This is a genomic window from Microbacterium salitolerans (assembly GCF_019720895.1).
GTDB lineage: Bacteria > Actinomycetota > Actinomycetes > Actinomycetales > Microbacteriaceae > Microbacterium.
The window spans coordinates 1-25,693 of the sequence record NZ_JAHKSH010000002.1 but is presented as its reverse complement, the minus strand read 5'-3'; the positions used below and the strand labels follow the sequence as shown (position 1 = coordinate 25,693).

20 protein-coding genes are annotated in these 25,693 nt (G+C 70.5%); 10 read left to right on the top strand and 10 right to left on the bottom strand.

Annotated features, from left to right (window positions below; translation table 11 throughout):
* Positions 1-35: 35 nt before the first annotated feature.
* From KOL93_RS03285 to KOL93_RS03275, 3 genes are read right to left on the bottom strand one after another with little or no spacing between them, the layout of a single operon-like run.
* The gene (locus tag KOL93_RS03285) at positions 36-1,319 is read right to left on the bottom strand and encodes an extracellular solute-binding protein (protein ID WP_221583907.1); all 1,284 of its coding nucleotides are present in this window, start codon (positions 1,317-1,319) and stop codon (positions 36-38) included.
* 37 nt (positions 1,320-1,356) lie between these two features.
* Entirely contained in the window at positions 1,357-3,303 is a 1,947-nt protein-coding gene (locus KOL93_RS03280) for a DUF2264 domain-containing protein (protein WP_221583906.1), read from the bottom strand.
* On the bottom strand, positions 3,300-4,313 hold the full coding sequence (locus KOL93_RS03275; protein ID WP_221583905.1) for a hydroxyacid dehydrogenase: 1,014 nt from the start codon (positions 4,311-4,313) through the stop codon (positions 3,300-3,302). Before KOL93_RS03275 ends, KOL93_RS03280 begins: the two co-directional genes overlap by 4 nt.
* Before the next feature lie 112 nt (positions 4,314-4,425).
* Between KOL93_RS03275 and KOL93_RS03270 the strand changes: the two genes are divergently transcribed.
* The 3 genes from KOL93_RS03270 to KOL93_RS03260 all read left to right on the top strand — a co-directional run bounded on the left by KOL93_RS03270 (position 4,426) and on the right by KOL93_RS03260 (position 7,686).
* Positions 4,426-6,312, top strand: coding sequence for a heparinase II/III domain-containing protein (locus KOL93_RS03270; RefSeq protein WP_221583904.1), 1,887 nt, complete (start codon positions 4,426-4,428; stop codon positions 6,310-6,312).
* Complete coding sequence (locus KOL93_RS03265; RefSeq protein ID WP_221583903.1) at positions 6,309-7,409, top strand: substrate-binding domain-containing protein; 1,101 nt, start codon at positions 6,309-6,311, stop codon at positions 7,407-7,409. Before KOL93_RS03270 ends, KOL93_RS03265 begins: the two co-directional genes overlap by 4 nt.
* Before the next feature lie 76 nt (positions 7,410-7,485).
* Positions 7,486-7,686, top strand: coding sequence for a LuxR C-terminal-related transcriptional regulator (locus KOL93_RS03260; protein ID WP_308291524.1), 201 nt, complete (start codon positions 7,486-7,488; stop codon positions 7,684-7,686).
* Between the two features lie 6 nt (positions 7,687-7,692).
* On the opposite strand, the gene KOL93_RS03255 is transcribed toward KOL93_RS03260, so the two are convergent.
* The 5 genes from KOL93_RS03255 to KOL93_RS03235 all read right to left on the bottom strand — a co-directional run bounded on the left by KOL93_RS03255 (position 7,693) and on the right by KOL93_RS03235 (position 11,987).
* Entirely contained in the window at positions 7,693-8,805 is a 1,113-nt protein-coding gene (locus KOL93_RS03255; protein ID WP_221584492.1) for a fatty acid desaturase family protein, read from the bottom strand.
* Between the two features lie 125 nt (positions 8,806-8,930).
* Entirely contained in the window at positions 8,931-9,851 is a 921-nt protein-coding gene (locus KOL93_RS03250; RefSeq protein ID WP_221583901.1) for an ABC transporter substrate-binding protein, read from the bottom strand.
* Entirely contained in the window at positions 9,848-10,579 is a 732-nt protein-coding gene (locus tag KOL93_RS03245; protein WP_221583900.1) for an ABC transporter permease, read from the bottom strand. Before KOL93_RS03245 ends, KOL93_RS03250 begins: the two co-directional genes overlap by 4 nt.
* Positions 10,576-11,238, bottom strand: coding sequence for an ABC transporter permease (locus tag KOL93_RS03240; RefSeq protein ID WP_221583899.1), 663 nt, complete (start codon positions 11,236-11,238; stop codon positions 10,576-10,578). Before KOL93_RS03240 ends, KOL93_RS03245 begins: the two co-directional genes overlap by 4 nt.
* Positions 11,235-11,987, bottom strand: coding sequence for an ABC transporter ATP-binding protein (locus tag KOL93_RS03235; RefSeq protein ID WP_221583898.1), 753 nt, complete (start codon positions 11,985-11,987; stop codon positions 11,235-11,237). The genes KOL93_RS03240 and KOL93_RS03235 overlap by 4 nt, the downstream gene beginning before the upstream one ends.
* A gap of 120 nt (positions 11,988-12,107) precedes the next feature.
* On the opposite strand from KOL93_RS03235, the gene KOL93_RS03230 reads away from it, so the two are divergent.
* Both KOL93_RS03230 and KOL93_RS03225 read left to right on the top strand, forming a co-directional pair.
* On the top strand, positions 12,108-12,539 hold the full coding sequence (locus tag KOL93_RS03230; protein ID WP_221583897.1) for a DUF1761 domain-containing protein: 432 nt from the start codon (positions 12,108-12,110) through the stop codon (positions 12,537-12,539).
* On the top strand, positions 12,536-13,873 hold the full coding sequence (locus tag KOL93_RS03225) for a dihydrolipoyl dehydrogenase family protein (RefSeq protein ID WP_221583896.1): 1,338 nt from the start codon (positions 12,536-12,538) through the stop codon (positions 13,871-13,873). Before KOL93_RS03230 ends, KOL93_RS03225 begins: the two co-directional genes overlap by 4 nt.
* Positions 13,874-13,936: 63 nt before the next feature.
* Here KOL93_RS03225 and KOL93_RS03220 read toward each other — a convergent pair whose 3' ends face one another.
* Together KOL93_RS03220 and KOL93_RS16315 are read right to left on the bottom strand one after the other, a co-directional pair.
* Positions 13,937-14,422, bottom strand: coding sequence for an SRPBCC domain-containing protein (locus KOL93_RS03220; RefSeq protein ID WP_221583895.1), 486 nt, complete (start codon positions 14,420-14,422; stop codon positions 13,937-13,939).
* A gap of 106 nt (positions 14,423-14,528) precedes the next feature.
* Positions 14,529-15,803: a helix-turn-helix transcriptional regulator gene (locus KOL93_RS16315; RefSeq protein WP_221583894.1), complete on the bottom strand. Its 1,275-nt coding sequence runs from the start codon at positions 15,801-15,803 to the stop codon at positions 14,529-14,531.
* Between the two features lie 119 nt (positions 15,804-15,922).
* Here KOL93_RS16315 and fdhA point away from each other — a divergent pair, with 119 nt between their 5' ends.
* From fdhA to KOL93_RS03190, 5 genes are all read left to right on the top strand, one after another.
* The gene (gene fdhA / locus KOL93_RS03210) at positions 15,923-17,143 is read left to right on the top strand and encodes a formaldehyde dehydrogenase, glutathione-independent (protein WP_221583893.1); all 1,221 of its coding nucleotides are present in this window, start codon (positions 15,923-15,925) and stop codon (positions 17,141-17,143) included.
* Positions 17,144-17,170: 27 nt separating this feature from the next.
* Entirely contained in the window at positions 17,171-17,569 is a 399-nt protein-coding gene (locus KOL93_RS03205; protein WP_221583892.1) for a GlcG/HbpS family heme-binding protein, read from the top strand.
* A 109-nt stretch (positions 17,570-17,678) separates the two neighbouring features.
* The gene (locus KOL93_RS03200; RefSeq protein WP_221583891.1) at positions 17,679-18,995 is read left to right on the top strand and encodes a coiled-coil domain-containing protein; all 1,317 of its coding nucleotides are present in this window, start codon (positions 17,679-17,681) and stop codon (positions 18,993-18,995) included.
* A 6-nt stretch (positions 18,996-19,001) separates the two neighbouring features.
* On the top strand, positions 19,002-19,718 hold the full coding sequence (locus tag KOL93_RS03195; protein ID WP_221583890.1) for a GAP family protein: 717 nt from the start codon (positions 19,002-19,004) through the stop codon (positions 19,716-19,718).
* Between the two features lie 166 nt (positions 19,719-19,884).
* A partial coding sequence (locus KOL93_RS03190) for a DUF5979 domain-containing protein (protein WP_221583889.1) occupies positions 19,885-25,693 on the top strand: 5,809 nt, incomplete at its 3' end.

The following is a 25,693-nucleotide window of genomic DNA, read 5'->3' as shown; positions in this document are numbered from 1 at the left end:
CGGCGCTGCCGACCGGCACGGCGGGGCGGATCGGGTCAGCCGACCTCGTTGGCGACGCGCTCCTCCGCCTCGGCGATGGCGTCATCGATGTCCGTCGATCCCGACAGCACCGCGGTGTGCAGGTCCGCCAGGATGCTCTGCACGGCCGCCGTCTTGTCGGACGTGGGGTTCTCCGGCAGCGTCTCGTGCGCCGTGAGTGCGAACGACGACAGCTCGTCACTCGGCGCGCCCTCGCCCGAGAGATAGGTCTCGGCGACGCCTTCGTCGAAGTGCGCCGGCGCGATGCCCACCTCGGCGAGCGCGGTCGCCGCCTCCGGGCTCGCGGCGTAGGCGAGGAACTCCTTCGCGAGCTCCTGCTTCTCCTCGGAGATGTTGGCGTTGACGCCGAAGCCGGTCGGGTCGCCGAATGTCACGGGGGTGGCGTCCATCCCGGTCGTCGACTCGTCGACCTGCGGGATCGGGGCGATGCCCCAGTCGAACTCCTGCGCCTCGCCCGATGCCTGCTGCGCGATGAGCGACGCGACGAACCACGTGCCCATGGGCATCATCGCGGCCTTCTGCGCGCCGAACTCGCCCTGATAGGTCAGCTGATTCGCCGACACCGTGTTGAACGACTCCTGCGCTCCGGCCTCCTCGAGCTCGAGCGAGCGCTCGTAGAACGGCGCGAGGTGGTCGTACTCGCCGGCGAGGATGTCGGCGCCGCTCTGCGCATTGGCGAAGCCCTGCACGACCGACTGCCAGAGGTGCTGGTAGGTGCCCTTCGCATCCGTCGCCCCGGCGATCTCCTCGGCGGCGGCGACGTAGTCCTCCCAGGTCCACGAGCCGTCGGGCACGTCGACGCCGGCCTCCTCGAAGAGGTTCTTGTTGTAGAACAGCACCCACGAGTCCTGCCGGTACGGGACCGCGTACGTCGTGCCGTCGACGACGAAGGACTCCGCGCCGCCGATACCCTCGGGAAGCTCGACGTCCGAGACGTCGAGCAGCTGTCCGCCCTCCTGGAAGGTCGTGACGTACTTGACCGCCTTCTGCGTGATGATGTCCGGGCCCGAGCGCGCCGCGAGGTCGGCCGTGACGAGCGTGTTGTACTCGACCGGGTCGTACTCCTTGAGCTCGACCGTCACGCCCTCGTGAGCGGCTTCGAAGCCGTCGGCGAGGATCTGGAACTCCGGGGTCGTCTCGAGGCTCCATCCCGCGACTGTGAGCGTGTCGGCGTCGGCGGATCCACCGGATCCGCCGGGGTCGCCGGATCCGCCGGAGCAGCCGGTGAGGAGGAGCGCGGCGCCCGCCGTGGCGGCGCCGATCTGAATTGAACGCTTCATCGCGTAGCCCTTCATGGTGTGATTGCGGTGTTCTGGGTCAGAGCCCGGAGGCGTCCGGGAGCGTTGCGGTGACATCGACGGACGTCGTGCGCCCGTCGGGCCAGGTGATGCGCCAGACGGCCCCTTCGGGGTCTGCGACCGGCGACGATGCGGCGTGCGCGGCGTCGCCGAGGAAGACGGCGCAGACCGTCCAGTCCTCGCCCGCGCGGGCCGTCGCCCACGGCACTCCCGTGCGCCCCGCGAGCGGTGTGACGTCGTCCTCGACGCGGACGCCGGTCTCCGCGATGCCGCGGAGTGCGACGACGCGGCTGGCGAGGCGCAGCGTGCGCGCCTCACCCTCGGCCGTCTCGAGCGGATCTCCCGTGAGCGCCCACCCGCCGATGCGGAGGTCGCCGTCGTGGTCCGCCGTGTCGGATCCTTCTCCGCGCACGCGCGAGAAGCGCACCTCCCACGCGCCGCGGCTGACGGAGACCACATCGATCAAAGGACCGAAGACGGTGCGCGTCGCGGCGCCGCCGTGTCCGTGATCCGGCTCGCCGGCGAGCTCGATCGGCCAGTGCGCACGCGAGGTCGAGGATCCGACGGTCGTCTCGCCGTCGAGCGCATCGCACACGCCCCGGACGAAGCCGGCACGGTGACTCGGCCGCCCTGCGCGCAGGAGCCCGACTGCCCCATCGAGAGGATCGGCGACGCCCGGGCCTGACAGGATCGGCGACGTCGCGGTCGAGTACCCGAGCTTCGCGTAGAGGGGGCCGTCCGGCCCGTGGACGCCTTCGCGGCCGTGATCCGTTCCGTGGTTCACGAGACGGACGACGCCGTCGTCGGTGCCGGAGACGAGCCAGCCGGGTGCGGTCAGCACGCGCGAGAACGCGCCGCGGTCGATTGGGAGGTCCTCCTCCGGTGCCGTCCACACGGAGTGACTCGCCGGGAGCGCGAGTCCGAACAGCCCCTTCGCGGCCCAGTACGGCGATCCCGTGCCGGAGTAGTTCTGCGCCATCTTGCGCCACGCATGGTGCCAGCCGATCGGCAGGAGCCCATCGGCGGAGGGCGCGCCATGACCGACGAAGTGCGCCAGCTGGCCGCTCGCCGCGCGACGGAGAAGACCGGGCGCGTGACGGGAGGATCCCCCGAACGCCGCGGCCCAGACGGGCGCGGCCGTCGCGAATCGATAGGTGAGGCTGCGGCCCTGGAACAGCGGCGCACCGTCGGCGCCGATGAGGTGGAGCGCGTCGTCGAGGTAGTCGTCGAGATCCGCCTGGTACTTCGCGATGCGCTCGTCGTGGCGAGGGTCATCCTTCACCATGTCGGCCCAGATGATCGGGTAGAACGGGAGAGCCCACCCGCAGTAGTGGTCGAAGTCGCGCCCATGTCCGTCGGCCGACCAGCCCCCGCCGCGCTCGAAGCTGTCGAGCAGCGCGAGATCGTCGTCGATGTCGCTCGGGCGGTGGTCGGCGCCGACGCTGGCGAGGAACTGCTCGACGATGATCCGGAACCACGCCCAGTTGTTCGGCGGGTAGCTCGCACCGACGAATCCCGACAGATAGTCGACGATATGCGCGCGGGTCTCCGCGGAAAGGCGCGCCCAGATCTGGTCGCGCGTGAGGTGCAGGCCGAGTGCGAGAGCGGCCGACTCGACCTTCGCCTGGTCCACCTCGTCGGGGCGCAGCCACCGCTCGGGAGAGCGCGGGTCCGCTCCTGCGGCGAAGCCGCGCGCGTACCGTTCCGCGAGCTCTTCGGTCGCCGCGGGGTCGCCCGCGATGCGGAAGGCCGCGAGCATGAAGGTGCGCGAGAATCCCTCGAGCGCGTCGACGTCGGCACCGTATCCGCCCGGCTGACCCGGGTAGCGGATGAGCGCACCGCCCGGGCTCTGATGCCGCGCGGCGCCGTCGAGGATCGCGTCCGCGACGCATTCCCAGTGCGCGCGGGTCCACCCCGTGCGCAGCGACAGCGCCTGGTCGAGAGGGGGCAGCTCGAGCGTCGTCATGCGCTCATCTCCATGTCGTGCGCGTTCACGGGATGCATCGCGTCTCGCCCCGCCGCGAACGCCGCGAGCTCGTCGAGCGCCGCGTCGGCCAGCCGGCGGGTCTCGCCGCCGAGGGAACCCGCGAGGTGCGGTGTGACGGCGACGTTCGGGAGCCCGAGGAGCGGCGACGACGCGGGGAGCGGCTCGGGCTCCGTGACGTCGAGGACGGCATCGAGGCGACCGGCACGGCACTCCGCGGCGAGCGCGTCGTGATCGACGAGCGATCCGCGCGCGGTGTTGACGAGGATCGCTCCGTCGTGGAGCGCGGCGAGCTCGCGTGCGGCGATCATGTGCCGCGTCGAGGCGAGCGACGGGGCGTGAAGCGAGAGGACGTCGACGAGCGGCAGCATCTCGTCGAGCGGCATGAGCTCGGCGCCCGCTGCCGCGACGCGCTCCGGCGACGCGTAGGGATCCGCGACGAGGATCCGGACGTCGTCGAGCTGACGCAGCTTGTCGACCACGCGGCGGCCGGTGCGTGAGAAACCGACGACGCCGATCGTGCGCCCGAGGTTGCCGTAGCCGATCTGGTCGACGTGGGCGTACCAGCCGGTGGCGTTCTCGTGCGCGACCGTCATGTGCGCGAAGGCGCGCTTGGTCGCGAGGACGATGGCGGCGTAGGTGTATTCGGCGACCGGGACGGCGTTCGCATCGGCGGCGCTCGTGACGCGGATGCCGCGCTCCCACACCGCGTCGGTCGCGAAGTCGCGCACCGTTCCCGCCGCGTGGAACACGGCCTGCAGCCGGGGCATGCGGTCGAGCGCCTCCGCATCGAGCAGCGGCGCACCCCATCCCGTCACGAGCGTCTCGACCTGCGCGAGCGCGTCGAGATGCTCGGGATCGTCGAACCGCGGGAGGAGCAGCGGCTGCCCCACGTCGGCGAGCGCAGCGATCCTCTCTCGGCGCGGAGCGTCGAAGAGCAGGTCGGCGGTCGCCGGCGCCATCGCGAGATGCGTGCGCGGGAGGTGGGGCATGTTCTCTCCATCGAGGACGGCGGATTCGGGTCTTGCGACCCGCTGCGTATCCATGAATGCTGAAAGCGAACAGGTTTGCAATCGTTCCGAACAGTCTGGATCTCACTCGAACATGCTCGAACATACAAGCGGGACGGATCGCCCCACCACTCTCATCACCCGAGGTGCCGTCACAGCGCTGTGGCGCGACACCGAGCACGCGTCCGACCTGGGTGTGCCGGATGCGACGGATCGCACGGCCTGGGACCGGGTCTCGCCCCGCGCCCGCGAGGCGCTCCTCGCCGCCGCCGACGCGGAGCGCGGAAAGCCGTGGCCGGACCTGCTCCTCCGGCACTGGTCGGCGTTCGGCGCGAGCGGAAGCCGCCTCGCGTACGAGGATCCGTTCTTCGCCCGCAGCGAGCGCACGCGCCGCGCGGTGCTCGCGGCGACCGTGGCCCCCTCAGAGGAGAGGGTCCGCGAGGCGGCGGACGGACTCTGGCTCCTCTGCGAGCAGTCGAGCTGGTGCTGGCCGGCGCACGACGAGTCGTTTCGCGGCGGCCGCGCGGCGACCGACGTCGCCGTGCCCGTGGTCGACCTGGGCGCCGGCGAGGCGGCCGCGCTCGTCGCGTGGGCGGACATCCTCCTCGGACCCCTCTTCGACGCCCATCTCCCCGGCCTGCGGGACCGGCTGCGACGTGAGACCACGAGACGCGTGCTGAGCCCCTTCCTCGCGCGCGACTGGGCGTGGGAGACCAGGGACCCCCTGAACAACTGGGCTCCGTGGATCCACGGCAACCTGCTCGTGGCCGCGTCCGCCTTCGCCGACGACGCGCGGCGCGACGAGATCGCAGACCGCTGCGTCGACGGCATCGACCGCTATCTCGCCGAGATCCCCGCCGACGGCGCCGTCGACGAGGGCTTCGCGTACTGGTGGCAGGGGGCCGGGCGCGCCCTCGACGCGCTGGCGATCCTCGACCACCAGACGAACGGACGCGTCGCGCGTGCGGCGGGGCCCGGCGGATCCCTGGCGGGGCTCGCCGAACTCGTCCGCTTCCCCGAGCGGGTGCACCTCGGCGGCGACTGGTACGCGAGCTGGTCCGACGCCGAGGCCCGGGCCGCCGAACCGCTCCCCTGGCATGCGCTGTTCCGCGCCGCGACGCTGTGCGACGTGCCCACAGCGCGCGGCTTCGCCGCCGCACACGGCGACCTCGTGACGATGCTGACCTCGTCGAGCGACACGCAGAGCGGGCTCGGCCGACAGATCCGGGCTCTCCTCGACCCCGCGTGGGCGGATGCCGAGGGCGGAGCGGATCCGCTGCCCGCGGCCGTCGAGCTGTCGTCGATCGGCGTGGGCATCCGCCGTGAGCAGGAGGGGTCCTCACGCGGCCTGGCGCTGGTCGTCAAAGCCGGTCACAACGACGAGTCCCACAACCAGAACGACCTCGGCGCGATCGAGATCGCGGTCGACGGCGTTCCGCTCGTCGTGGATCCGGGACGCGAGACGTACACGGCGCAGACGTTCTCGCCGCGCCGGTACGACCTCTGGTACACCGGCAGCGCGTGGCACAGCACTCCCCTGCCGCGGGGACTGGCGCAGGATCCGGGCGCCGACCGTCGCGCCGACGCGACGGCGACGCGCGACGGGTGGACCGTCGACCTCACGCACGCCTACCCGCTCGCCGCCGACGAGCGCTGGGTGCGCGAGGCGCACCTCGCCGACGGCTCCGTGACCATCCACGACACGTGGTCGCTCGCGACGGGTACGGGGACGGTCGTGCTCGTCTGCGTCGGCACGCCGCGCGAGACCGACGACGGCTTCGTCATCGCGGGTCGCGAGGGCGGGCGCGACCTCCTGCTGACCCACGACGCGGCGAGCGCGCACGTCGAGACGCGCGAGATCGCGGATCCGATCATGGCCCGCTCCTGGGGAGACGCCCTCTCGCGGATCGTTCTCGACGCCGGCCCCGGCCGCACGACCCTCGAGGTGCGCGCGACGGTGGCGGACGGAGCCGTGCGATGACCGACGACCCCCGCCCCTTCGGCCTCACCCGCCGCGAGCACATCATGGACGAGCTGCGACGCGCGGGCGCCGTGCGCGTCCGGGACCTCGCGCGCGACCTGGACGTCGCGGAGCTCACGATCCGCCGCGACATCGGGCGGCTCGCCGATCAGGGGCTCGTGACGCGGGTGCACGGCGGAGCGACCCTGCGCAGCGATCTCGACACGTCGGTGGCCGCCCGCGGATCCGCGTCGGCGCCCCGCTTCCGCGTCGGCATGGTCGTGCCGTCGCTGAACTACTACTGGCCGCAGATCGTCCTCGGCGCGCGTGCCGCCGCGACGGAGCAGCGCGTGCAGCTGGTGCTGCGCGGCGCGAGCTACGCGATCGACGATCAGCGCCGCCAGATCTCCTCGCTCGTCGACTCCGGCGGCGTGCACGGCCTCATCGTCGCGCCCGAGACCGTCGGACCCGACGGCCACGCGCTGCTGCAGTGGCTCGACGCCCTGCCGATCCCCGTCGTGCTCGCCGAGCGCCAGGCTCCCGCGGCGCTGGCGCTCACGCGGCTCGAGTGGGTGACGACCGACCACGTGTTCGGCGGCGAGCTCGCGATGCGGCATCTCGCGGCGCTCGGGCACCGGCGGGTCGGGATCGTGACGGCGGACTCCCCCACGTCCGCCCCGCTCCGCCGCGGATGGTTCCGTGCGATCGCGGAGCTCGGCGTCGAGGCGACGGTCGACGTCTCGGCCTCGCTCGATCAGCTCGCCAGCGCCGCGCGCGGAGACCTCGTCGGCTCGCTCCTCGACGAGGTGCGCGCGACGGAGACGACGGCGATGATGGTCCACTCGGATCCCCAGGCGCTTCTCGTGCAGCAGCACGCGACCGACGCCGGCTTCTCGATCCCCGGCGACCTCGCGATCATCGCGTACGACGACGAGATCGCGGGAAGCGGCGAACCGCCCCTCACGGCGCTGCGCCCGGCCAAGCAGCAGGTCGGCCGCCGCGCCGTCGAGGTCATGACCGCGCGGCTGACGGAGGGGCCCCGGCGTCCCGTCGAGCACGTGCAGATCGTGCCCGAGCTGTGCGAGCGCGCGTCGACGGTGCCCGCCGCGGCAGGGTGATCAGGCCCGCGGCCTCGGCAGAAGAGCGTGGGTCCCCCACGCGATGAGCCCGGCGATCGCCCCGACGAGAGCGCCCGTGAACACGATCGATGCGGCCGCTCACACGCGGAACACGACGTCCTGGATTGCACGCGCGCGACGGGTGTTCCTCAGCCCCGAGACCGTGCGCACCTCCGCCAGCCGGATCCTCACCAAGCTCGGCGCACGCGACCGCACCGAGCTCGCCGCGATCGCCCACAGATCGGGGCTGTACACGGACGAGCTCGGTGCGGAGTGACGCCTGTCAGCCGCGCCCGAACTGGGCGGCTGCGGGGCAGTCGAAGGGATCGCGCGCGGCGAGGCCGACGCGGTTCAGATAGGCGATGACGATGCCGTACGACTCGATCAGCGAGGTCTCGGTGTAGGGCACGTCGTGGGTCTCGCAGAACTCGCGCACGATCTCGCGGGTCTGGGCGAGGTGCGGGCGCGCCATGCTCGGGAAGAGGTGGTGCTCGATCTGGTAGTTGAGGCCGCCCATCAGGGTCGTGGCCCACCAGCCGCCGCGGATGTTGCGCGACGTGCGCACCTGCTTCGTGAAGAAGTCCAGCTTCGCGTCCTTGGCGATGACGGGCATCCCCTTGTGGTTCGGAGCGAACGACGCCCCCATGTAGACGCCGAAGACGGCGAGCTGGACGCCGACGAACGCGAACGCCATGCCGAGCGGAAGGAACAGGAAGATCGGCGTGAGATAGAGCACGAAGCGCGCCGTGATGATCGACAGCTCGGTCCAGCGGCCCTTGATCGGGCCGCGCGAGAGCAGATGCACGATGCTGTGGCGGTGCAGGTTCAACCCCTCGAGCGTGAGAAGCGGGAAGAACAGCCACCCCTGATAGCGATTGATGAGGCGGGTCAGTCCTCGCGCTTTGCCCGCGTCCTCATCGAGGAACGCGATCGTGTCGACCTCGATGTCGGGATCCTTGTCGACGCGGTTCGGGTTCGCGTGGTGACGGTTGTGCTTGTGGTTCCACCACGAGGCGCTGAGGCCCATCGACCCGGCGAGGATGACGGCGAGGCGGTCGTTCGCGGGACCCGTCGAGAGGATCTGCTTGTGCGCGGCCTCGTGCGAGAGGAACGCGACCTGCGTGAAGATGATGCCGAGGGCGCCCGCGATGAGCAGCTGCAGCCAGCTGTCGCCGAGCAGGATGAATCCGGCGACGGCGCCGCCGAACGCGACGACGAGCGCCGCCCCGACGAGGGCGTAGAACCAGCGGGTGCGCTGGAGCAGGCCGGTCTCGCGCACGACCTCAGAGATCTGGGTGTAGGCCTTGGCGATGCGCGGGAAGTCCTCGGCGCGGGCGTACGTCTGGCGGACAGGGCCGAGGCGGCTCGGCGTGGCGGTGGTCTGGCTGGAAGAGATGTCAGCACCGTTTCCGATTGCGACGACGCCGGGAACGTCGCCTGCTGGAAGCCAAAGGCGGACGCCGATCGCTTACTTCACGGTAGGCCACTCCACATGCGGCCTCACGTATGTAAACCCCCGAATCAGTCGAACAGGCCTGATTCGTCGAGCCAGCCCGCCGCGATGTCCTCGGACGATGTCTTGTCGACCGTGCTCTGCGTGTTGAGGGCGATGAGGTCGTCGGTCGTGAGGGCGCCCTGCACGGCGTTGATCGCCGCGGCGGCCTCCTCCGACGCGCTGTCGGACGAGATGAGCGGAACGATATTCTGCGCGACGATCATGTTCTCGGGATCCTCGAGCGTCACGAGGTCGTTCTCGGCGATCGACGGCGTCGTCGAGTAGATGTCCGCGACCTGCACGTCCCCGTCGAGGAGCGCCTTGAGTGTGTTGGGCCCGCCGCCGTCGTTGATCGGCACGAGCTCGGCATCGACTCCGTAGACCTCCTTCAGGCCGGGGATCCCATAGGGGCGCTCCGCGAACTCGGGGTTCGCGGCGACCTTGAGATCGACGTCGACATCCTTCAAGTCGGCAAGGCTCGTCACACCGTGCTCCTCGCTGAACTCGCTCGTCACGTTGTACGAGTCCGCGTCGGCCGCTTCGGCCTGATCGAGCACCTCGTATCCCTCGGGCACGGCGTCGACGAGCGCCGCGTAGACCTCGTCGCTCGCCTGCGCCGTCGCCTCCTCATCGAAGTACTGGAGCAGGTTTCCCGTGTACTCGGGCACGAGGTCGACGGATCCGTCCTGCAGGGCCGCGATGTAGACGTCGCGCGCACCGATCGCCGGCGTCACCTCGGCGTCCAGTCCGCTGCGCTCAAGCGCTCCCGCGTACAGGTAGGCGATGATCTCCGACTCGGCGAACGCGGCGGAGCCGACGACGATCGTGTCGGCGGGCGCCTGGTCCGCCGGGGCATCATCCGCCAGCGGATCCGACGAGGCGCAGCTCGCGAGAACGAGCGTGCCGGCGGCGAGACCCGCCGCGGCGAGAACAGTGGTGCGCGTCATGTCACTTCTGCCTTTCGTGTGGCCATGTGCGCGGTGGAGTCGATCGCACGATCGCCACGGTACCGGGATCTGCGCACGCCGCGGGGCGTGATGACACGTTCCGTCACCGCGAACATGCCGTCGACCACCAGCGCGATGACGATGACGACGAGGGATCCGCCGAGCATCTGCGCATAGTCGCGCACGGCCAGGCCGTCGATGAGGAAGCGCCCGAGGCCGCCCAGCGGCAGAAACGCCGCGACCGTCCACGTGGCGATGACCTGCAGCGCCGACGACCGGATGCCGCCGGCGATGAGGGGAAGCGCCAGCGGGAGCTCGACCTGGAGGACCGCCTGCCTCGTCGTGAAGCCGACCGCCCGCGCGGCGCCGCGCGTCTCGGGGTCGATCGCCTCGATTCCCGAGTAGGTGCCCGCGAGCACGGGCGGGATCGCGAGGATCACGAGCGCGATGAGCGGCGGGAGGAGGCCGCTGCCGAGGAGGAGGGCGAGGAGCGTCACGAGCCCGAGCGTCGGCAGCGCGCGAAGCGCGCCCGTGAACGGTACGACGACCTCGCGGCCGCGGCCCGTATGCCCGATCCAGATTCCCACGGGGATCGCGATCGCCGCGGCGATGACGAGAGTGAGAGCCGAGTACGCGAGGTGCTCCCCCGCTCGTGCGGCGATTCCGGCGGATCCGCCCCAGTTCTCGGGGTCGAGGATCCAGCCGATCGCATCGGCGAAGACGTTCACGACGCCACCGCCTCGCGAGGACGGCGCACGCGGCGCGTCCAGGGCATGAGCAGCCGCCCGGCGACGACGAGCGCCGCGTCGAGCGCGAGCGCGATGAGCACAGTGCCGACGATGCCGACCGCGATCTCGGTGGCGAAGCCGCGCTGGTACCCGTCGACGAAGAAGTAGCCGAGCGACTGCACCCCGATCAGGGATCCGACCGTCACGAGGCTCACGGTGCTCACGGAGACGACGCGGAGCCCCGCGAGCAGCACCGGGCCCGCGGCCGGCAGGTCGACGCCCCAGAATCGCTGCCAGCCGCTGAAGCCGACGGCGGACGCGGCGAGACGCAGTTCCCCGTCGACCGACGCGAGCGCGTCGGCGCTCGTGCGGACCATGAGCGCGAGCGCGTAGAAGCTCATCGCGACGACCACGTTGACGGGGTCGAGGATCTGCGTCCCGAGGAGAGCCGGCATGACGATGAACAGCGGAAGCGACGGGATCGCGTACAGCAGCCCCGATGCTCCGAGCAGGACGCCGCGACCGACCCCGTGCCGATTCGCGAGCCATCCCAGCGGCAAGGAGACGAGCGCGCCGATGATCGTCGGGATCACCGCGAGCACGAGGTGCTGCGCCCCGTACTGCGCGATCTGATCGAGGTTCGCGAGGATCCAGCTCATCGGAGGATGCTCCGCGGCCTTCCCGCCTCGATGAACTGCGCGACGAAGTCGCCAGCGGGTTCCTCGAGGAGCTCGCGGGGGGTTCCGATCTGCGCCAGCGTGCCGCCCGGGCGGAACAGCGCGACCTGATCGCCGAGCAGGAACGCCTCGTCGATGTCGTGCGTCACGAACACGACCGTCTTGCCGAGATCCCGCTGCAGGCGCAGCAGCTCCTGCTGCAGGTCGGCGCGCACGACCGGATCGACGGCGCCGAAGGGCTCGTCCATGAGCAGGAGGTCAGGATCCGCCGCGAGCGCGCGCGCCACGCCGACGCGCTGCTGCTGGCCGCCCGAGAGCTGACCGGGGTACCGGCGGGAGAGCGACTCATCGAGGCCGACGGCGTGCATGACCTCCGCCGCGCGCTCGCGCGCCGCGCGCCTGTTCCCGCTGCCGAGGAGAGGCACGGTCGCGACGTTGTCGAGGACCGTGCGATGCGGCAGGAGGCCCGCGTGCTGCATGACGTAGCCGATCGACCGGCGCAGAGCGACGGGCTCGCGGCTCGAGACGTCCTCCCCGCGGACATGGATCGTCCCCGCCGTCGGATCGACCATGCGGTTGATCATGCGCAGTGCCGTCGTCTTGCCGCTGCCGGACGAGCCGACGAAGCAGGTCGTCGTACCGGCGTGGACCGTGAGGTCCAGACCGTCGACGGCGAGCGTTCCGTCGGGGAACTGCTTGGACACGCCTCGAAACTCGACTGCGGCCGGCATGCGGCTCCCCTCTCGACGACAGATCTCTGAGACGCTACCGGCTCGGCCGTGCGTGCGGCACCGCTTTTCGGTATCCGGTGCCGTCTTTCGCGCGGATCCGCGCCGCGCTACTGTCGCGGAATGATTCCCGAGATCAACTACTGGGCTGTGATCCTCGCGACGCTCTCCAGCGCGGTGGTGGGCGCCGTGTGGTACTCGCCGAAGGTGTTCGGCACGAGATGGGCGAAGCTCGCGGGTGTGTCGATGGACGGCGAGACGAAGGACGCCGTCGGTCCCATGATGCTCACGGTGATCGTGAGCTTCGTGACGGCATGGGTGCTTGCGGGAGCGACGACCATCGCGTGGCACTTCTACGCGGGCAGCTACCTGCTGGCGGCCGTCGTGACGGCGGCGCTCATGTGGATCGGCTTCACGGCCGCCCGCTTCATCACGCACGACGCGTTCGAAGGACGCCCCGCGCAGCTCACGCTCCTCAACATCTCGCACGAGGTCGTGACCATCATGGCCATGGGAATCATCATCGGAGTCTGGCCGCCTGAAGGGACGGTATGACCATGTACGACCTCATCGTCCTCGGATCCGGCACGGCGGGAGTCGCCGCCGCAGGGAAGTGCGCCGAAGCGGGCTGGCGCGTCGCGCTCGCGGACCCGCTCCCGCTCGGCGGCACCTGCGCGCTCCGCGGGTGCGACCCGAAGAAGATCCTCCGGCGCGGCGCCGAGGTCGTCGACGCCGCCCGGCTGCTCGACGGACGAGGCATCGCCGGCGACACCGCGATCGACTGGGGTGCGCTGCAGCGGCACAAGCGCGGCTTCACCGACCCGATGCCCGGCCGCATCGAGGAGTACCTCGAGAGCGTCGGCGTCGACGTCTTCCACGCCGCCGCCCGCTTCACCGGTCGCGACGAGGTCGAGATCGACGGGGAGCGCCTCCGCGCGCAGTACGTCCTGGTCGCCACGGGCGCGCGACCCCGTCCTCTCGACATCCCCGGGGCCGACCTCGTCTCCGACAGCACGGCCTTCCTCTCGCTCGACGAGCTGCCGAAGCGGATCCTCTTCATCGGCGGCGGCTTCATCTCGTTCGAGTTCGCGCACATCGCGCAGCGAGCCGGATCCGCGTGCGTCATCGCGCATCGCCACGACAGGCCGCTCGCCGGCTTCGACCCGGGCCTCATCGATCGGCTCGTCGCGCACACGGCGGACCTCGGCGTGGACCTGCGGGCGACGGCAGATGTCACCGCCATCTCGTCGGTCCCCGGCAGCCTCGTCGCGACGCTCTCGACGGGCGAGCAGGTCGAGGCCGACCTCGTCGTGCACGGCGCGGGGCGCATCGCCCACCTCGATTCGCTCGACCTCGACGCCGCAGGAGTCGCGTGGTCCGAACGCGGCGTCGAGGTCGCAGACCATCTGCAGAGCACGACGAACCCGCACGTCTTCGCGGCCGGCGACGCCGCCGACACGGCAGGGAGACCGCTCACGCCGATCGCGTCGACAGAGGGCGCGCTCGCCGCGTCGAACATGCTCGAGGAGGCGCGCGCGACGCCCGACTACCGCGGCACGCCCACCACCGTGTTCACGATCCCCGAGCTGACTCGCGTCGGCATGCTCGAAGACGAGGCGCGCGAGGCAGGGTACGACGTGCGCGTCAGCGAGCACGACACCGGATCGTGGTTCTCGAACTACCGCGTCGCGGAGTCCACGGCCGGCGTCAGGATCGTCATCGACACCGCGACCGATCGTGTGCTCGGAGCGCACCTGCTCGGCCCCGAGTACGCCGAACTCGTGAATCTGTTCGCGATGGCGATCCGCCTGGGGCTGACGACGGAGCAGCTGTCATCCGTGACGATGTCGTACCCGTCCGTCGGGTCGGACCTCTCCTCGATGCTGTGAGGTGACGCGAGCGCGCCGAGACACGGTCGGTCGCATGCCGTCCTGCGACCGACCGCGCCCGTCTCAGCGCACGCTCTCGATGACCCACGCCGCGAGCTGATCGAGGGATGTCGCGAGCGCGGCCTCGTGCACGCCCGCCGGAACGCCCCGGGGCACGTCGCTCGCCGCGATCTCGACGCGCGTCCCCGCGTGTGTGACCGGGATCAGCGACCAGGTCTGCGTCATCGGCGCAGACGCCTCAGCCGGCGTGACGAAGCGCGCCTGCCATTCGACGAGCGCATCGGGCTCGAGGCGCGTGTAGCTCACGTCGACGACGTCGGTGAGCGGGGTGGTCTTCCCCGGGCCGGATCCGTCCGGCTCGAGGTCGCTGTCGGGATACGAGAGCGTCATCCGGAAACCGCCGCCGACACCCGGCGCGAATCGATCGATCGCGGCGGTCATCTCGTCGGGCGGCAGCCAGGCGCCGAGCGCCGTCGGGTCGACGAGCGCCGTATAGACACTCGCGGCACTCGCGGCGATGATCCGCTCGGCGCGATCGATGCGTTCCATGACGTGCACGCTACGGCGCGTCCCGGCGCGATGCCAGGGCCCCGCGACAGGTGACGGCGCCGACGGCCGCCGTTCCGGTCCCCCGTCGATCACGCACGTGACGCACTCAGGCGTCGGCCTCTGAATGATGGACCCGTTCGAGGTACGTGGCCGTCGCCTCGGCGCGAGACGAGACGCCGAGCTTGCGATACACGTTGGCGACGTGGAACTTCACCGTGTTCTCGCTGATCCCGAGCTCGCCGGCGATGTCGCGGTTGCGACGGCCGGCGGCGAGCAGATCGAGCACGTCTGTCTCGCGGGGACCCAGCGACCATGCGGCTGGCGAGATGCCGTGCGCGTGAGGCGGGTCGAGCGGGATCACGATCGACATGTCGGTGCCCCACCCCGGCGTGGCGTCGATGTCGATCCTCCCGCGCAGCGCCTTCACCCGGTCGGTGATGAGCGCGAGCGGACCACCGCCCGCGGTGACCGTCCCGTCGCCGTCATCCCGGATGTCGATGAGGAGATTCGTCCCGTCGCAGTCCCACTGGACCCGTACGCGCCGGACGTCCGCATCCTCGGCGAGCGCGAGAATCGACCCGCGGACGACGGCCCGCGCACCGTGCGCGACCTCGCTCGGCAACGGCCTTCCGTCGGCGGGCGGCTCGACGAGCTGCACGTCGATGTCGCGGTAGTCGACGACCGGCCGCAGGTCGTCCCGCAGGCGTGCGAAGGCCGTCGTCACGGGCTCTTCTGTCGTCGTGCGGGCACGATCGCTCGAGGTGCGCAGGTCCACGAGGCCCTCCGTCGCGAGCGCCGTCGCCTTCGTGCGGGCGACGCCGTCGGCGAGCGCCGTCGAGCGCAGCACCGCGAGAACCGTCGCGAGGGTCGTCGAGTAGGCTTCGCCGACCTCTGCGAGCGCTTCCATGCGCTGCCCGGCCGAGGTGCGCGCCTGCCGCAGGTAGCCAGGGGCGGCCGCATCGGCGAGCTCCTGGATGCGGAGGCTCACGATGTTCCACAGATCGAGCACGACCTGCTCCCCCTCCGCATCCGCGATGGGAGCGGCGAGCGCGAGCAGCGCGCCGTTGCGCGAGAGCACCAGGAGCGTCTCGACCGGCTCCCCCGCGACGTCGAGCCGTTCACGTCGCACGCTCCCGGGGTGCTGAGCACGCAGCCGCTCATCGAGGTCGAGGAAGGACACGCCGGTCACGAATGCGGGGTCCCCCGCCCCGCGCCGGTGCCCACCGTCGACGTCGGCCGTGAGGATGACGAGCGCACCGTGCGGCGCGAAGGGCGCGATGAGGTCCGAGAATCGCGCGGGCACCGCGGACGCGGGAGCGGTCACGGTTTCGACCAGGTCGCGCAGAATGTGGGCCGTGCAGTCGTTCCCTCCGTCAGGCATGCCCTGACCGTACCCACTCGTTCGGGTGGGCGGAACGCCCCGAGGTGGTGATGTTCCCGCCCGAATGGACCGGCGAGACTGATCGTGCGGCGACGTCGCCGCACGATCGGAGGGCGAAGATGCCGGCGAACAGAGCAGTCGCATACAAGAGTCCGGGTGAGGTCGAGGTCATCGACACTCCCTACCCCGAGTTCGAGTTGAAGGACGGGCCGGGAGTCAATCCGGCCAACGTCGGCCGGAAGGTGCCGCACGGCGCGATCCTGCGCACGGTGACGACGAACATCTGCGGCTCCGACCAGCACATGGTGCGCGGTCGCACGACCGCGCCGGCCGGCCTCGTGCTCGGTCACGAGATCACGGGAGAGGTCGTCGAGGTCGGTCCCGATGTCGAGTTCGTCAAAGTCGGCGACATCGTGTCGGTGCCGTTCAACATCGCGTGCGGCAGGTGCCGCAACTGCAAGGAGGGAAAGACGGGGATCTGCCTCAATGTCAATCCCGACCGCCCCGGATCCGCCTACGGCTACGTCGACATGGGCGGATGGGTCGGAGGCCAGGCCGAGTACGTTCTCGTGCCCTACGCCGACTGGAACCTGCTGACCTTCCCCGACCGGGACCAGGCGCTCGAGAAGATCTTGGATCTGACGATGCTGTCCGACATCTTCCCGACCGGATTCCACGGCGCCGTCACGGCAGGCGTTGGGCCCGGCTCGACCGTGTACATCGCGGGCGCCGGCCCCGTGGGAATCGCGGCGGCCGTGGGCGCGCAGCTCCTCGGGGCGGCGGCCGTCATCGTGGGCGATCTCAACCCCGAACGACTCGCACAGGCGCGATCGATCGGCTGCGAGACCGTCGACGTCTCGCAGGGCGACCCGCGAGACCAGATCGAGCAGATCCTCGGAGTTCCCGAAGTCGACGCCGGTGTCGACGCCGTCGGATTCGAAGCGCGCGGACATGGCGACGGGGCCTCGCAGGAGGCGCCCGCCACGGTGCTCAATTCGCTGATGGAACTCACCGCAGCCGGCGGCGGACTCGGCATCCCCGGCCTCTACGTCACGGGAGATCCGGGCGGAGTCGACGAGGCCGCCAAGGAGGGCTCGCTGTCGCTGCGACTCGGGCTCGGGTGGGCGAAGTCGCTGTCGTTCACGACGGGTCAGTGCCCGGTGATGAAGTACAACCGCCAGCTGATGATGGCGATCCTGCACGACAAGGTGCAGATCGCGAAGGCCGTCCGCGCGACGCCGATCAGCTTGGAGGACGCCCCGCGGGGCTACGCGGAGTTCGACGGCGGCGCCGCGAAGAAGTACGTGCTCGATCCCCATGGCTACATCGCGTCCGCCTGAGCGGCGGCGCACACGAGAGGAACGCAGATGTCCATCACATTGGAGGACGCCCGGCGCGTGATCGCCGCGGCCGAGGCGCACGCCCAGCAGATCGGTCAGCCCATGAACGTCGCCGTCGTGGACGCCGGCGGCAATCTCGTCGCTCACGTGCGGCAGGACGGTGCGTGGATCGGCAGCATCGACATCTCGATCTCGAAGGCGTGGACATCCCGGGCCTTCGACATCGCGACGAAGGATCTCAGCGAGAACGCGCAGCCGACGCAGCAGTTCTTCGGCATCCACTCGACGAACGGCGGCAGGGTCGCGATCTTCGCGGGCGGCGTGCCCCTCGCTCGCGACGGCGTGGTCGTCGGGGCTGTCGGCGTGAGCGGAGGATCCGGCGACCAGGACCAGGCCGTCGCGGAGGCGGGCCGCGCCGCCTTCTGATACGTCGCGCGTATGTCGACCCGCTCACCCGCGCGGGGTGAGCGGGTCGGTTCGCCCCCGTGCCGCGGCCCGTACGGTGTCGCATGACACGACTCTGGGGGTGGGCAACATGACCGAAGTGGATGAGCTGCGACGCCGACTGGCCGCTCTCGAGCAGGAGAACGCCGAGCTGCGGGCTCCCGAGAAACCGGCCGCTCGACACGGCCGCGGGCGCACCGTATTCGCCGTCGCCCTGATCGCGATCGGACTGATGCTGGCCCCCGTCGCCGCCCTCGGAACGTGGGCGCGCATGCAGCTCGTGGACACCGACCAGTTCGTCGCGACGTTCGCACCGCTCGCGGAGGATCCTGACGTCCAGGCCTACGTGGCCGACGAGGTGACCGTCGCGATCAACGCCCAGGTCGATACGGACGAGCTGATCGGCAACGTCTTCGACGGAGTCCGCGATCTCGGCCTTCCGCCCCGCGCGGACGCCGCGCTCGGTCTGCTCGAGGCGCCCGCGGCGCAGGGCGTGCAGTCGCTGATCTCGGACGCCGTCGGACAGGTCGTCGCCTCGCCCGCCTTCGCGGACGTCTGGGAGAGCGCGCTCCGCGTCACGCACGAGCGCGCCATCGCGATCATCCAGGGAGACCCGGCAGCCGCGCTGCAGTTGGCCGAAGACGGCACGCTGTCGCTGCAGCTCGACGTCGTCGTCGAGAAGGTCAAGGAAGAGCTCGCGGATCGCGACATCGGGATCGCCGAGATGATCCCCGAGATCGATCGCGAGATCCCGATTCTGCAGGCCGACGCGCTGGTCCTCGTGCGCACCATCTACACGGTCGCGGTCGCGGCCGGATTCTGGTTGCCGTGGGTTGTGCTCGCCCTGCTCATCGCGGGAGTCAGCATCGCTCGACGTCCCCTGCGCGCGCTGACATGGACGTCGGGGCTCTTCGCCGTCGCGTTCGCCCTTCTCGCGACCGGGATCGGAATCGGACGCGTGTTCTTCATCGGAGCCGTGAGTCCGTCGATCATGCCGGCCGCGACCGCCTCGGCGCTCTTCGCCCAGCTCACGCTGCTCCTCCAATCCACGGCCGTCGCTCTGGCGGTGCTCGGGGTGTTCGTCGCGATCGGATCCTGGCTCGCAGGCTCCACCCGGCCCGCACGCGCTCTGCGGACCGCCACGAGCAACGGCACGTCCGCCCTGCGCGCGGCGGGCGATCGCCACGGTCTGAGCACCGGGAGATTCGGAGAGCTCGTCGAACGCGGGCGCTCGGTGATCCTCATCGCCGTCGCCGCGATCGGGGTGCTCCTGCTGTTCGCCAATCGGCCGCCGACCATGGGCGGCGTCATCGGCGTCGTCGTGGGCGTCGCGGTGGTGTTCGCCGTCGTCGAGCTCGTGCGTCGTCCCGTGACGCCTGCCGACTCGGGGGCCGAAGACACGAGGTGAGTCCCGATGCTGTGGGCGCTGCTTCCGATCGCGCTCGGCGTCATGGCGAGTCCGCTCGCCGTGATGGCGCTGATCGGTGTGCTCCTCTCTCCGCATGCCCGCCGCAACGGCGTCGCCTATCTCCTGGGCTGGCTGGTCGCGATCGTCCTGTCGCTCGTGCTGTGGGACGTCGTGTTCGTCACCGTGGCCATCGAGGCGCCGCTCGGTCCCGCGACGTGGGCGCGCGTGGTGCACCTTCTGCTCGCCGCCGGGCTGGCGACGGGATCGGTGGTGACCTTCCGGCGCGCGCGCACGGTGCTCGCGCGCATGTCCGCCGCGCGCACGCCCGATGAGATCGCCGCCGCGACCCCGCAGCTGCCCGGAATCATGAGATCGGCGACTCACTTCACTGCGGCGCGCGCCTTCGTGGTCGGCGGTGGGATCTTTCTCCTGAATCCGCTCAACATGTCCCTCGTGATCGCCGCGGCTCTGGAGATCGCTCTGTCTGCCGCGAGCTTCCTGGAGCGCAGCTGGCTGATCGCAGGCTTCGTCCTGGCCGCCGCCGCACCCGTCGCCGTTCCGGTGCTGTTCGTCTGCGCTCGCGGTCCCCGTGCGGCTCCGATGCTGGCGCGCCTGCGAGCCTGGGTGGCCCGCAATCACGGTCTTCTGAGCGCCGGGCTTCTGCTGCTCGTCGCGGTGATCCAGCTCGGCAAGGGTCTCGACGGCCTGTTCGCCGGAGCCTGAGACCAGCGGTGCGGCCATGCCGAGGACGCACTGTCACCCGCTGTGGGTGAGAGCCAGCTGAAAACACCGTTCACCGCTTGCAAGACTGCACCGACGGACTCCGCGCCGCCTCCGGAATACGACCCCGAAGACACACCGCGTGGGGACGATGCAAGGGGTGAGCTTCATGGCGGAACGTGCGACCTCGCGACCGCGGCGCAGCAGGTTTCGGGCCCTCTGGGCATCGATCGCGACGATCGCCCTGGCCGTGACAAGCGTCATCGGCGGGGTGGCCCCGGCGTACGCGGCCGACGGCGACCTCGAAGTCGAGAAGACGGCGAGCGTCGCAGAGGTCGCCCCCGGCGAGTCCTTCAGCTACACGATCACCGTCTCGTGCACGTCCATCACGACCGGCTGCGTCAATGCCACCCTCACGGACACGGTTCCTGACCAGTTCGAGATCCTGGACGCGTCGATCGGCACCGGGCTGCAGGGCGACCTCACCATCGACGGACAGACGGTCCACGTCGACTTCACGATGCCGATCGCCAACGGCGGCGCCGGGATCCCCGGCGGAACGTCGGGAACGGTCACGATCGAGGTGCGGCTGCGCGAGGACACGCCGTACGAGGCCAACGGCGTTCCGATCACGAACACCGCCACGACGGATGGCGACATCCAGCCCAGCGGACCGCTCTCCGACTCGGCAGACGTGACCCCCGTCATCCCCCTCGAACTCGACACCAGCGTGACCAAGACGATGGATCCGGCCAGCGCCGTCGCATCGCCCGGGCTCCCCGTCACGGCCACCGTCACAGCCGAGAACACGTCCAATGCCGGCGCGGAGTCGATGACGATCGTCGACCCGATCGACCCGACCGCGGCCGACAACCCGTTTGAGATCCTCCCCTTCACCGGGCTCGGTACGGTGACGTACCCGGATGGCGCCGACCAGGCGCAGGTCGAGGTGTGGGACGGCACGGCATGGGTGCCCGGCCCCGTCGTCGACGCACCGGCGCAGCCGACGACACCGGACTCGGTCGCGGCCGAGGACGTCCTCGGCGTCCGCGTCACGTTCACCGATACGGACGACAGCGGCATCGCCGCGGGCGCGACGGCCTCCGTCGAGATCGGAATGGAGCACCCCGACGACGTCGGAACGCTCCCCGAGGACACGACCGTGACGAACACCACGCGCAGCACCGTGGCGCGCGACGGAGAGACGGCCGACGCGGACGGTTCCGCGACGCATGAGATCGTCGCGGAGAACATCGTCGTCACGACGGAGAAGAGCTTCGATCCGTCGTCGATCGCCGCCGGCGACTCGAGCACCGCGACGATCGTGTCCGGGAACGACAGCGAGTTCCCCCTGGCGGCACTCACGATCACGGAGCCGGCGATGACCGGTGACGACCCCTCCGCCGACGGCTTCCCTGCCGGAATGCAGTTCGACGGATTCTCCGGCCCCGTCGCGTACCCCGCTGGCGCGACCGACGCCACGATCACCTACTACTACGCCGATGGGAGCGAGGAGGGCCCGCTTCCGCTCGCCGACGGCTCGACCCCTCCGGCACCCAGCGACGACCCGGTCCGCTTCCAGATCGAGTTCACCGGAGAGATCGAGCCCGGGGCGCAGACAAGCATCCCGTTCGATGTGCTGACCGACCCTGAGCAGGCCGGCTACCCCGCCACGCTCACGAACGTCGCCACGACGACCGGAACGAGCGAGAGCGGCGCCGAGGTCTCCCAGGACGGGAGCGCCGACCTGCTCGTCTACGAGAAGCACATCGAGACGACCACGAACAAGTCGATCTACCCCGGCACGATCCTGGATCGACCGGGCGAATGGGAGCTCGTGACGCTCAACGCCACGATCGATCCGTTCCCGCAGACGACGACCGACGCCGACACGCTGGTCGTCCAGGAACCCACCTCGGTGCCCACTCCCGTGGACGGCACGTTCTGGGACACATTCGATGCCACGGCGATCACCGAGACGGCCGTTCCCGCCGGATCCACGCTCACCATCAACTACTGGAACGGCTCCGCCTGGGTGCCGCTCCTCGATGCCGGCGGTGCGCCCGTCGTCGTCGCAGGGCCGACCGTGTTCAGCATGGACATCCCCGCGTCCGAGCAGGACGAGATCCTCGGGCTGCAGTTCGTGTACGAAGCCGACGACGGGTCGTCGTTCCCGGCAGGGACGACGGTCGAGCCGCACTTCACCGCCGAGATCCGCGAGACCGAGCGCGACACGACGACGCAGACGACGGCGCCCGTCGACATCGAGAACTGCGCGGTGTCCTCCGCCTCGTCGGACGATACGCAGTCCGCCGCTGAGGGCGACGCGATCGGATGCGCCAGCACCAGCCTGGAGCCCTACGATCCCGATGGCGAAGGACCCGATGTCCTCGACAAATCGCTCACGCCCAACATCGTCACGTCGCGGTCCGGCGCCGACGTCGGCGCGCAGCTCCGCTGGTCGACCGGCGGCCTGAGCGACATCGACCAGGTCGTCGTGCAGGACGAGGCGACGCCTCCCTCGGATGCGAACGTGGCCGAGTCGTTCTACGACGCGTTCGACCTCGTCGGCATCGACCCCATCACCGCCGAGATGGACCCGCACCTGAAGTTCGACGACGTCACCGCCGTCGAGATCTGGGACGGCGACGTGTGGCGCCCGATCGAGAACGACCCGTGCGCGGACTCCTGCGTCGGCTCGTTCCCCGGAGTGACCCTCACCGAGGCCGACCGCGCCGACGCGCTCGGCGTGCGCCTCGTCTTCGAGGAGAGCGCCGAACGTGCGGCCGCCGCGGAGGGCGACCCGACCGCGCCTCCGATCGGCAGCGGAGTGGCGCGCTCCATCGACAACGACCGCCAGATCGACCTCAGCTTCGAACTGCGGGACACGCGCCGCTCGGACGGCGCACCCGCCATGGGCGACCTCGACTACAACGTCGTCGAGGACCCGAACGATCCGGCCGTCGGCACCGTGCGAGACACCGCCTCCACCACCGGCACCACCGACGGCGAGGAGATCATCCGCACCGAGGACAGCGCGACGATCGGCATCGTCGACGTGCCCCTCAACGTCGACACCGAGAAGACCTGGTCGAACAGCCCCTTCGGCGTGCCGCCCGACGGGACGCCCACGTCCGACTTCCCCACCGGACGCGTCACGCTGGATGCCACGAACCGCACCGCGACGCGCGTCGACACGCTGTCGATCGCGGATCCCGCCCCCGACAGCGACCAGAATCCGTTCACGTTCTTCGACCTCGACGACATCGGCAGCATCACCGCACCTGCGGGCGCAGTGGCCGCCGACACGGAGGTCGTCCTCAGTCGGGACGCCGACGGCGACGGCGTCGCGGATCCCGGTGGGGACACGACGCACACGATCGCCGAGGCCGAGTCCCTCTCCGCGGCCGAGCTCGCCGACGTCGTCGGCATCGTGGTGACGTTCGACGGACGCATCGAGCCCGACGCCTCGGCCGAGATCGTCATGGATCTGCGCATGCGCGAGTTCGTGCGCGGCACCGAGGGCGACCGCGTGGGCGTCGACGACGGCCCGGTCACGAATGTCACCGAGGCCACGGTCATCGACGCCGGCGGCGGCACGGCCGACAACTCGCCGACGGCGCAGGCCTCCGCCCAGGTCGATTTCGAGGACCTGAACCTCGACGTGGCAGCGAGCAAGAGCTTCGCGCCCGACTCCCAGACCGAGCCCGACGACGCACCGGTCGTGATGACCCTCGCCGGGCAGCCGACCGGATCCGCGCGGACGCAGGGCATGCGGATCGATGACGAGGACGCATCGTTCTGGAACGCCTTCGACTACACGGGCATCGATCCGTCCTTCACTCTGACCGCGCCCATCAACAGCGTGCGCATGGACGTGCTGACGGGTGCGACGTTCACCGCCGCGGGCGACGCGATCGACAGAACGGGCGGCGAGTGGATCGACGGGGAGTTCCAGACCGAGGCGGAGTTCCTCGCCGATCCCCTGCCGACGGGCGTCCAGCCGGCAGACGTGCAGGCGATCCGCTTCACCTTCGCCGACCTCGATGAGAACGGCGAGCCGCAGCAGTGGGAGAACCCGATCGACCCGCTGCAGGAGGTGCCGGTGCTGGTGCAGCGCCGCGCAGACCTGCGGTCCGGCGGAGCGGTTCCGAGCGACCGCTCCGACCTCGACCCCGCGCCGGGCGAGACCGAAGCCGGCGCGTTCACCAACGACATCACCACGACCGTGTGCGCGAATCTTCAGGCCGCCTGTGCGCCCGGCGAGACCGGCGTCGTCTCGGACACCGCGACCGATGTGATCGAGTATGTGCACGCGACGTCGGCGGTCGACATCGTCAAGACGCCGACCGAGGGAAGCCAGTTCGCGCCGGCCGAGCTCATTCCGTACACGATCGAGGTCACGAACACCGGCGACTGGCCCATCGAGAACCCGGTGATCGTCGACGACCCCGCGGCCGACGGGCAGCTGATCCTCGACCCGGACGCCGGCGCGGAAGGACCGTACTCCTACGCGTCCTCGACCGAATCGATGCCGATCGAGAGCGATCTGGTCGACGTCGACGAGACCGGCGGCGCCTTCACATTCACCTTCCCCGACGGCAGCGTGCTCGAGCCGGGCGAGACCTATGAGATCGGGATCGACTTCGTGATCGCCCCCGGCGTCGAGGGCGGCACCCAGGTGGCGAACACGGCAGCCGTGAGCGGCGACCGTCCGTTCGACGAGTGCAATGGGACGGCCGGACCGATCGACGAGTGCGAGACCGACACCTTCATCACCGTGCTCGCGGCGGGAGCCGTGCGCTCCGGAAAGCTGGTGCGGCCCGACGACCAGGAGCTCGGATCCTTCCACAACAGCACCGGCGAAGGGTGCGCTCCGACCGACCTGACCGCCTTCGATCCCGCTGGCGAGGGCTTCTACACGGCCCCGTGCGTTCCGATCGCGAAGCCCGGCGGCGACGTCGAGTGGCGCTTCGCGATCGTCAACACCGGCAACATCCCGATGGACCGGATCGTCCTCGCCGACCTCCTGCCGACTCCCGGTGACACCGGCGTGATCAGCGGTCTCGACCGCGAGAGCGAGTGGACTCCCCAGTTCGCCGGCGGCGTCGAGCTCGTGCAGGCACCGGACGGCGCCGAATGGAGCTACGAGGTCACGACCGGCGACGTGTGCGCGGACGATCTCGACCAGACGCAGACACCCGCGTGCGCGGAAGGCGACTGGGTCTCCCCCGATGACGCGGCAGCGGCCGACGTCACCGGCCTGCAGGTCACGATCGACATGCCCACCGCGCTGGAGCCCGGCGGCGTGATTCTGGTCGACTTCGACACGGTCGCCGCAGCGACCGCGCCGGAGATCCCGACCGAGCGCCCGATCGCCTGGAACACCGTCGCGGCGGGTGCGCACCTGACCGCGACGCAGGCGAGCGGAACCGCCGACATGCCCGCCACGGAGGGCGTGCGCGTCGGCGTCGCCCTCGCGACCGGTTCTCTGGTCGTCGAGAAGACGGTCAGCGGCGACGCCGCAGGCTTCGCCCCCGAGACCTTCGAGGTGCAGCTCGTCTGCGTCTCTGCGGAGGGCACGGCCGTCGAGACCGAACTTCCACCGATAGACCTGACGCTGACCGCGGGCGAACCGCAGCAGGTGGATGGCCTCCCCTGGGGCGCCTCCTGTGAGCTCGTCGAGGGCGACAACGGCCAGACGAGCTCGTCCGGCACCGGAGGCGTCGTCGTCGACACGACGCAGCCCGACGCACCCGACGTCGAGACCGCCACACTCGACAACGAATACGATCTGGCGGGTCTGGAGGTGTCGAAGTCGGTGACCTCCGACGCGGTCGACGCCGACGGCCAGCCGATCGAGTACGGCCCGTTCCAGGTCGAGGTCACCTGCACGTTCCTCGGCGAGACGGTCTACGCGGACGGATACAGCGCCGACGACCCGATGGCCTTCGCGATCACCGACGGCGAGACCGTGT